The following is a 6,972-nucleotide window of genomic DNA, read 5'->3' on the forward strand; positions in this document are numbered from 1 at the left end:
AGATCAAATTTGCTAGTGACATATTTAACGTCTTCATCGATGGCAGTATTGATGATAACGTTCCTTTTGGCGATGTTCGCAAAAAAGTGTTTTCTGTCATATCAAGGGAAGATATGCACCTTGTCAGTAAGTTCTTCGATAAAAATAAAATCGATGTAATTGAATATCAATGGCAATATATTGACAGTAATCACCTTAAGATCGCCAATTCAGTCAGAAAGCTTTTTATCGCTATCGACATTGTATATGACAAAGAAAAATCAGTAATCGGACATCAGATTGAAGCAGCCAGGGATGACCTCAAAGAAAAAGGTAAACTGGAAGCTAAAGATCAGAGAATAATCCGTCCAGCAGAGAAAAGTTACATCGTAAAAGAAGGAGAAGTTAACACTTCACGATTCGAGTTTCACATGTACAACAGGATATCTAACCATCTGGAAAATGGACTCTTTTATGCTTCGGAGAGTGAGCAAAACAAACGACTGGAAGATGACCTTATAGAGCGCGAAGACTGGGATGAGAATAAATCAATTTTGATAGAGAAAACCGGCCTTGAGCGGCTGATTACGCCAATAGAGCAGACTCTGGCTAATTTAGAAAAAGATTTTAACGAGAAACTGGAGCGTGTAAGCATCAGTATAAATTCAGATGCTAATGAATTTGTAAAAAAACAGCCACAGTCAAACAGATTACAGTGGAGCCTGGCTAGTAAAAAATGGAAGACCAGCGTTGATAATCCGATTTACACTCAAATAAAAAACACAGGAATAGTTGATGTAATGAAATATGTAAACAACGAGACCGGTTTTTTATCTGTTTTCAATGCAGTATCATCCAGAAAAAACAATCTGGCAGCTGACAATAATGATCTTCTTGCCTGTATATTTGGTAATGGTGCAAACTATGGTGTTCATCGAATGGCATCGGCATCAGACAGAAGTATTGGTGTGCTACGTGACGTAAATGATAAGTTTATTCGCCCAGACACAACAGAAATAGCAAATACGGTAGTGTCTGATGCAATCGCAAACCTTTCGGTATTTAAATACTGGACAATAAACGAAGAATCACCATTTGGAAGTGTTGATGGACAAAAGCACACATGCAGAATAAATACATTCAAAGCTAGATTTTCTGCCAAATATTTTAGGAAAGGAAAAGGTGTTTCGGCCATGACGCTGGTGTCAAATCATGTACCATTGGCAACCGTAGTCATTTCTCCCAACGAGTATGAAGGACATTTCGCATTTGATCTGCTGTACAATAATTCCAGTGAAATACAACCAAAATCACTGGCTACAGATAATCATGGTGTCAATAACGTAAATTTTGCAATGCTGGATATTTTTGGATATCAATTTTCACCACGTTATGCAAAGTTCAAGAAAATATTTAATGAGCTGTTTGAAGTTATTCTAGAAGATGAACAATTGATTATCAGGCTTAAAAAACAATTAAATAATAAGCTTATTTTACAGGAATGGGAAAACATACAGCATATTATTTGTTCTTTAAGCAGAAAAACGACAGTGCAAAGTACAGTGGTTAAAAAGTTATCTAATACAAAACGTAGCAGCAAAACATTGGCGGCACTCAGAGAATATGACAGGATTATCAAATGTATCTATGTTCTGAATTACGCTGATAATAAAACGTTAAGGCAATTTGTTCAGCAAGCTCTGAACAGAGGTGAAGCTTATCATCAACTGAGAAGAGCAATAGCATCAGTAAATGGCAATCAATTCCGTGGTGGTGATGACTACCAGATAGACCAATGGAATGACTGTGCAAGGCTGATAGCAAATTGTGTTATTTACTATAATTCAGCAATATTATCAGGGCTAGTCGATAAATCTGAAAAACAAAACAATAAAAAGGCGATAGAAATTCTGGCTAACTTATCTCCAGTAGCGTGGGGGCACATTCTTTTGGGAGGGAATTATTCATTTGAAGAGAAAGCAGCAATCACAAGTCTGGATAGCCTTCTGGAAGGTGTTGACCCGCTGAACGATGAAGAAGAGACTGAACACGAATAAAATCAATAACAACATGATAAATAATGTTTTTTATGTTCAAGGTGGAACTTATGGAGGAAATGGGCGCGGAACCCCTTTAGAGAGCAGGCTTTAGCCGCTCGAAAAGTACTCCTCTTTTTAGAGGCTTATTTTGTTCAGGAATAACGTTCGAAATTAATGATATTAATCAAACAGCTTACGAAGGTAATGACATTAATTCGAAGTTAATGGTACAAATATTCAACACTCTCGACATTACGCCAATATCGCTCATGAATTCGGGGGGATAATGCAGAATGGGGCGTGACCTGGTGGCTAAATAACACTCGTTTTGTCCGGTTTCACCAAGACAAAAACCGCGCCAGGCACGGTGAGCTTCAGAATGTGGGGATATTGGGGCTAAACTATGCCGGCACGCTCAAGTAACTGTCGGTAATAGGCTTCGGGGTCACTGTGTTTAAGTGCCGGCTGTTCTTTCTGCAACGTCTGTTCTTGCATAACGACTTCATGCGTCATGACAGCACCACTTGTTGACCATTTGACATACGCCTGATAATACGGATTATGGCGTTTATGCTTCGCCTTGGCCAGCCTGCGTATCTTTTGCTGTGTCTCATCGAGAATAAGATCGAGACGCTGGGTATTATCACTGTCGATTTCAGTCAGGTGATCTTCCAAAAGAGCCACTTTCTTTTGCTTCTCTTTTGCCAAATCAGGGCTAACAACCCAACGTTTGATTTGTTTTAAACGATTCCGTAAGGAGGGTTTGTCTTTCAGATCAATACCCATATTCTCAACACGTAGCAGGTGCCGTTCATATTTCTTGCGCAAGCTTTCAGTTAAACCGTTTTTTATCGCCCATGTTTTGAACTGGCCAAGCCAATGACGGATCTCTTCAACGGCAATGCCTCTTGAAATGAAGAACTTTTCAGTCAGCCACAGTCGCAGCGGCTTGTTCTGGCCACTGTCAGTATCTTTACCGTGAAGCGCTATCACGTAGCCCAGTTGTTCTTGCACAGATAACGCATGCAAAGGACTGTCGTAAGCTTTGCGGCCGTTATCATAAACATGCAACATCCCCATCGAGGCCGCAATTTGCTCAAACGGGGCCATGATCTCGAACGGATAGTCACTGTCTGGGTTGTAGTCACAATTGGCCGCCAGTGCCATAGACAACGATGTCAGCGCTTCGCAGCTTTCCGACCGTGCGGAGATACGCATGGGCTTTGGCAAAAAGTGCGGATCGTTACGTTTGGTATACGGCACATAGCCCTTACGACGCAGCTCTATCAGTTCGTGGTTACGGTGCCAGTTGTGACTACTGAGACGTGCAACGACCTTTGACGCCATGCCGCGAGGAACGGTACAGGTCAGTGCTGGCGCATAACGCCGATGAATTTTTGATGTCCCTTTACGCAGCGTATTTGACTCACCACGTCGGGTCAATTGCGGGGTATTCTCAGGCTCGGCCAGAGCAATATACGTATTAGCCAAACCTGCCTGTGCTTATGTTGCACAGTAGGAGTTGAATTTTCTTTTGCACAATTCTATACTCCCTGCATAGAGCAACAGCTTCTATACAGTTTTAAGTAGGCCCCGGTAATCTTCCTCGCCCGCCAAAGTGAAGAGATTATCGGGGTTTTTGCTTTTCAGTCTCTGGAGAATATCCTCAACAGATTCTGTTCCCTGCCACCTTACGGCGTGGCTCACCTTAAAATGCGTAAACGATCAGGAATCTAGCACTCACAAGCTAAAGGATCAAGAAAGTAAGCCCATCAGGATAGGTTCCTGTCGAGAGCTTCACGTTTTATCAACCTAGCAATAATTTCTGCCTGTGTTAATCCATCTTGAGAGCACATACTCATAAGAAAGTTTTTAAGCTGAGGCTCTATGAAAACCTTTATTTCTTTATGAGTAGCCCTTTTTCGAGCAATAGATGCTCGCTGTTTCTCTGCATCACTGAGTGCATTCCCTTTTCTATAAGGGCGCTTCGTTTTCGATGAGGAAGTAACTGCATCTGAGATTTGTGACATCTTTACCTCCCCAAGGATCTAAAAAGGATCGATTAGGCAAAGATTACTACAATTTCTGGCAGTTGGCAGTAAATGATCGTGATCCGCTGCTCATGTTGGCGCATGAGCATTAACGGTATGCAAATCAATGAGGTTGAAAAAAAGGTCAGTAGTGAGCGTTAAGTGGAGTTCCCTCAGCCCATAAGCGCTCGAATTCCTGCTGATATGCCTGGTTAACGGCACTCTCAGCGCTACCATCCGGTCAAAAGCCTACCTGTACCTCGGCGTTCGCCAGTGAGCTGCATAAAATGAAAGGCATGATGAGGGCTGAAACTGTTTTCATCATGATTCTCCCAGGGTTTTCTCTTTGACGATCTCCCGCTCCAGCTGTTGTAATGCCTGTTGTTGTTTATGCTGTCGCTCGATATGCGTTTCCTGCTCCGTATTCTGTTGTTGATGTTGTGTACCCACGTGTTTTTCCTGTTGTATCTCATGGGCCATCTGTTTTTCGGCCTCCATAGTCTCCGGTGAGAGCGTCGATTTTTCTGCCCCAAGAGGCATCGCTCGTTGGCGGTCTATTTCGGCTTTTTCGGCCTGTTCTCGCGCCTGCTCTTCCGGTGTTTTCAGGCTCAGTGGCGCGTCAGCTTGCGGTGCGCTAGGGGGATTTTCGGGTGACGTAACAGGGAGGCTGCCCTGGGTGACGGCTTCAACACGGTAAGCCGGTGGGGCTTCCCCTATCTGTATCACCACACCACTGTCGGGTGAGGCGCGGGTGATAGCCATCGCGCTATCCACATCGTTTACCAGCTGTGTTTCACCATTCTGGCTCTGTTGGAGTACCACAAAACTGCTGCTCTCACTCCCCAGCAAGCACCCTTTCCCCGCCAATCCTTGCAGGTAGCCGTCATCATTCAGGCGCACTTCATCTAGCCAGACGCCACTCTGAAGGCCATTGGCATCGTAAGCGGGCCAGGCCACATGCGGTAACGGGTATTTTTTGCTGCCACTGATAAACCGGGCTTCTCCCTGCTCACTCAGTCCACTGTCTCGCAGCAACGCACGTCCCAGACCGTTATCTGCCAGCGGTCGGGCCTGCTCCCAAAGTCGGTTGCCGGTATCACCTCTGTTCAGGTGGCCAAATTCAGTAAACCACTTCAGGAAGAACGAAACGTCAGAAGTACATAACAATCCCCGTCCAGAGTTCCAGAGCGCTGAAGAAGAGCTTGAATACCTGCGGGCGGAGAATGCCTACCTAAAAAAGCTTCAAGCCTTGATCCGGGAAAAGCAGAAGAAAAAGCGAAAATAATTACCGAATTGAGGCAAAGCCATAAACTGGAAATGCTACTTCTTATCGCAGGATTACCCCGTAGTACATTTTACTGGCATGTTAAGTCAGACGACCGTAGCGATCGCTACAAGGGTGAGCAACAAAGAATAGCCGCGTTATTCCATCACCATAAAGGGCGATATGGTTACCGTCGCATTACTCTGGCATTACTGAATGAAGGCTATGGTATAAATCATAAAACGGTTCGAAAGCTGATGCGTAAAATGGGGCTGGCATCATGCCTGAGAAGCAAGAAGTATCAGTCATACAAAGGCACCTACGGTAAAGTGGCTCCAAACATCCTGGAACGTGACTTTAAGGCCAGTAGTCCAAATCAGAAATGGGTCACGGATGTTACCGAGTTCAACGTTAAAGGGACAAAGCTATATCTGTCACCAGTGTTGGATCTGTATAACAGCGAGATAATAGCCTGGAATATGACGACGCATCCGGGAATGAGTCTGGTCGAAAATATGCTTAGCGATGCACTAAAAATCCTGAAGCTGGGCGACGCACCGATACTTCACTCGGATCAGGGCTGGCAGTATCAGATGGCCCGGTATCAGGAAGCATTGCAAGCAAAAGACATAAAGCAAAGCATGTCGCGTAAAGGGAACTGCTTGGATAACGCTGTGATAGAAAATTTTTTTGGTCTGTTAAAAACAGAATGCTGGTATCACGAAGAGTATGAAAACACGGAACATCTGAGAGATGCAGTGGAAGAATACATCCACTACTACAACAACGAGCGAATCAAAGGGAAACTGAACGGCCTGAGTCCGGTACAATATCGAACTCAGGCCATGTCATCCGCCAGTTAAAGCAAAGTGTCCAATATATGGGGTTCACTTCACAGATGAGCGGTTTCTATTTGGCAGGATCAGGCGTGTGAGATACGCCGCCCCAACATTTCCATGATAGGACGCATTGGGGGTCGCTTATGTTTTTGAAGCGCTTCTCGCGCTTCCCAACGGTCATGAGCGGCTTGGAGGTTCAACCAAAATTCGGGCGTCGTCTCAAACAACTCAGAAAACAGCGTCGCTTCTTCTACAGTCAGACGACGACGGCCTTTGCACAAACGGTTAACCGTTGCGCGAGTCACGCCCATAATATCGGCCAGTTCTTCCTGCCCAATGGCTAATGGGGTTAAAAATTCTTCCTGCAAAATTTCGCCTACCGTAGTAGGTTCGCGAGTAGTGGTATCAAGCATAAATCCCCCTAGGTGTCTTGATGAGGATCGAGGTAGATGCTTTCAGCATATCCGTCTTTCCATTGAAACATTAACCGCCATTGAATATTGACTCTCATACTTGACCAGCCATCAAACTGCCCTGAGAGACGCTTGTAGTAATTACTGGTTGGAATAAACAAATCTCGCTCATTATGTGCGGCGGCCAACATATCAAGCTTCTTCGCTAACTGGCGCTCTATTGTTGCCGGTATAGCGCGATCTCGTTTACTTTCCATGTAGAACAGTTCTAGGTTTTTATCCCGAAAAGACTTAATCATTGTCTGTTCCGTCATTCCATTCCGTACATGCATTGTATCATTAAAAGTTACACAATGTAAAATATAAAGTTACTATTATCAATTACTCTAAATCAAAGTGATATATGAC

At 44.2% G+C, this 6,972-nt stretch carries 6 protein-coding genes and 1 pseudogene; 2 read left to right on the top strand and 5 right to left on the bottom strand.

From position 1 onward, the window contains the following. The coding region (locus V1952_RS18780) for a transposase (RefSeq protein WP_420075302.1) at positions 1–2,036 on the top strand (2,036 nt) is incomplete at its 5' end. Between the two features lie 378 nt (positions 2,037–2,414). Here the strand turns inward: V1952_RS18780 and V1952_RS18785 are convergent. The 3 genes from V1952_RS18785 to V1952_RS18795 form a co-directional block, all read right to left on the bottom strand. Further along, a complete protein-coding gene (locus tag V1952_RS18785) occupies positions 2,415–3,509 on the bottom strand; it encodes a Replication protein (RefSeq protein ID WP_420075303.1) in 1,095 nt (364 codons plus the stop codon). Between the two features lie 281 nt (positions 3,510–3,790). Next, positions 3,791–4,048: a replication regulatory protein RepA gene (locus V1952_RS18790; RefSeq protein WP_420075304.1), complete on the bottom strand. Its 258-nt coding sequence runs from the start codon at positions 4,046–4,048 to the stop codon at positions 3,791–3,793. 321 nt (positions 4,049–4,369) lie between these two features. Then, on the bottom strand, positions 4,370–5,215 hold the full coding sequence (locus tag V1952_RS18795; RefSeq protein ID WP_420075305.1) for a conjugative transfer relaxase/helicase TraI domain-containing protein: 846 nt from the start codon (positions 5,213–5,215) through the stop codon (positions 4,370–4,372). Position 5,216: 1 nt separating this feature from the next. On the opposite strand from V1952_RS18795, the pseudogene V1952_RS18800 reads away from it, so the two are divergent. Continuing rightward, positions 5,217–6,175 (top strand): annotated as a pseudogene (locus V1952_RS18800) (IS3 family transposase); the annotation flags it as partial. 59 nt (positions 6,176–6,234) lie between these two features. On the opposite strand, the gene V1952_RS18805 reads toward V1952_RS18800, so the two are convergent. Together V1952_RS18805 and V1952_RS18810 are read right to left on the bottom strand one after the other, a co-directional pair. Continuing rightward, the gene (locus V1952_RS18805; RefSeq protein ID WP_049615233.1) at positions 6,235–6,564 is read right to left on the bottom strand and encodes a HigA family addiction module antitoxin; all 330 of its coding nucleotides are present in this window, start codon (positions 6,562–6,564) and stop codon (positions 6,235–6,237) included. Between the two features lie 8 nt (positions 6,565–6,572). Continuing rightward, entirely contained in the window at positions 6,573–6,878 is a 306-nt protein-coding gene (locus V1952_RS18810; RefSeq protein WP_420074043.1) for a type II toxin-antitoxin system RelE/ParE family toxin, read from the bottom strand. Positions 6,879–6,972 lie beyond the last annotated feature (94 nt).

This window comes from Yersinia sp. 2542 StPb PI (assembly GCF_048593855.1).
Taxonomy (GTDB): domain Bacteria; phylum Pseudomonadota; class Gammaproteobacteria; order Enterobacterales; family Enterobacteriaceae; genus Yersinia; species Yersinia enterocolitica_E.

Coding starts and splice junctions, on each gene's coding strand:
- V1952_RS18790 (WP_420075304.1), bottom strand. CDS start 4,048: ATGTCACAAATCTCAGATGCAGTTACTTCCTCATCGAAAACGAAGCGC.
- V1952_RS18805 (WP_049615233.1), bottom strand. CDS start 6,564: ATGCTTGATACCACTACTCGCGAACCTACTACGGTAGGCGAAATTTTG.
- V1952_RS18810 (WP_420074043.1), bottom strand. CDS start 6,878: ATGACGGAACAGACAATGATTAAGTCTTTTCGGGATAAAAACCTAGAA.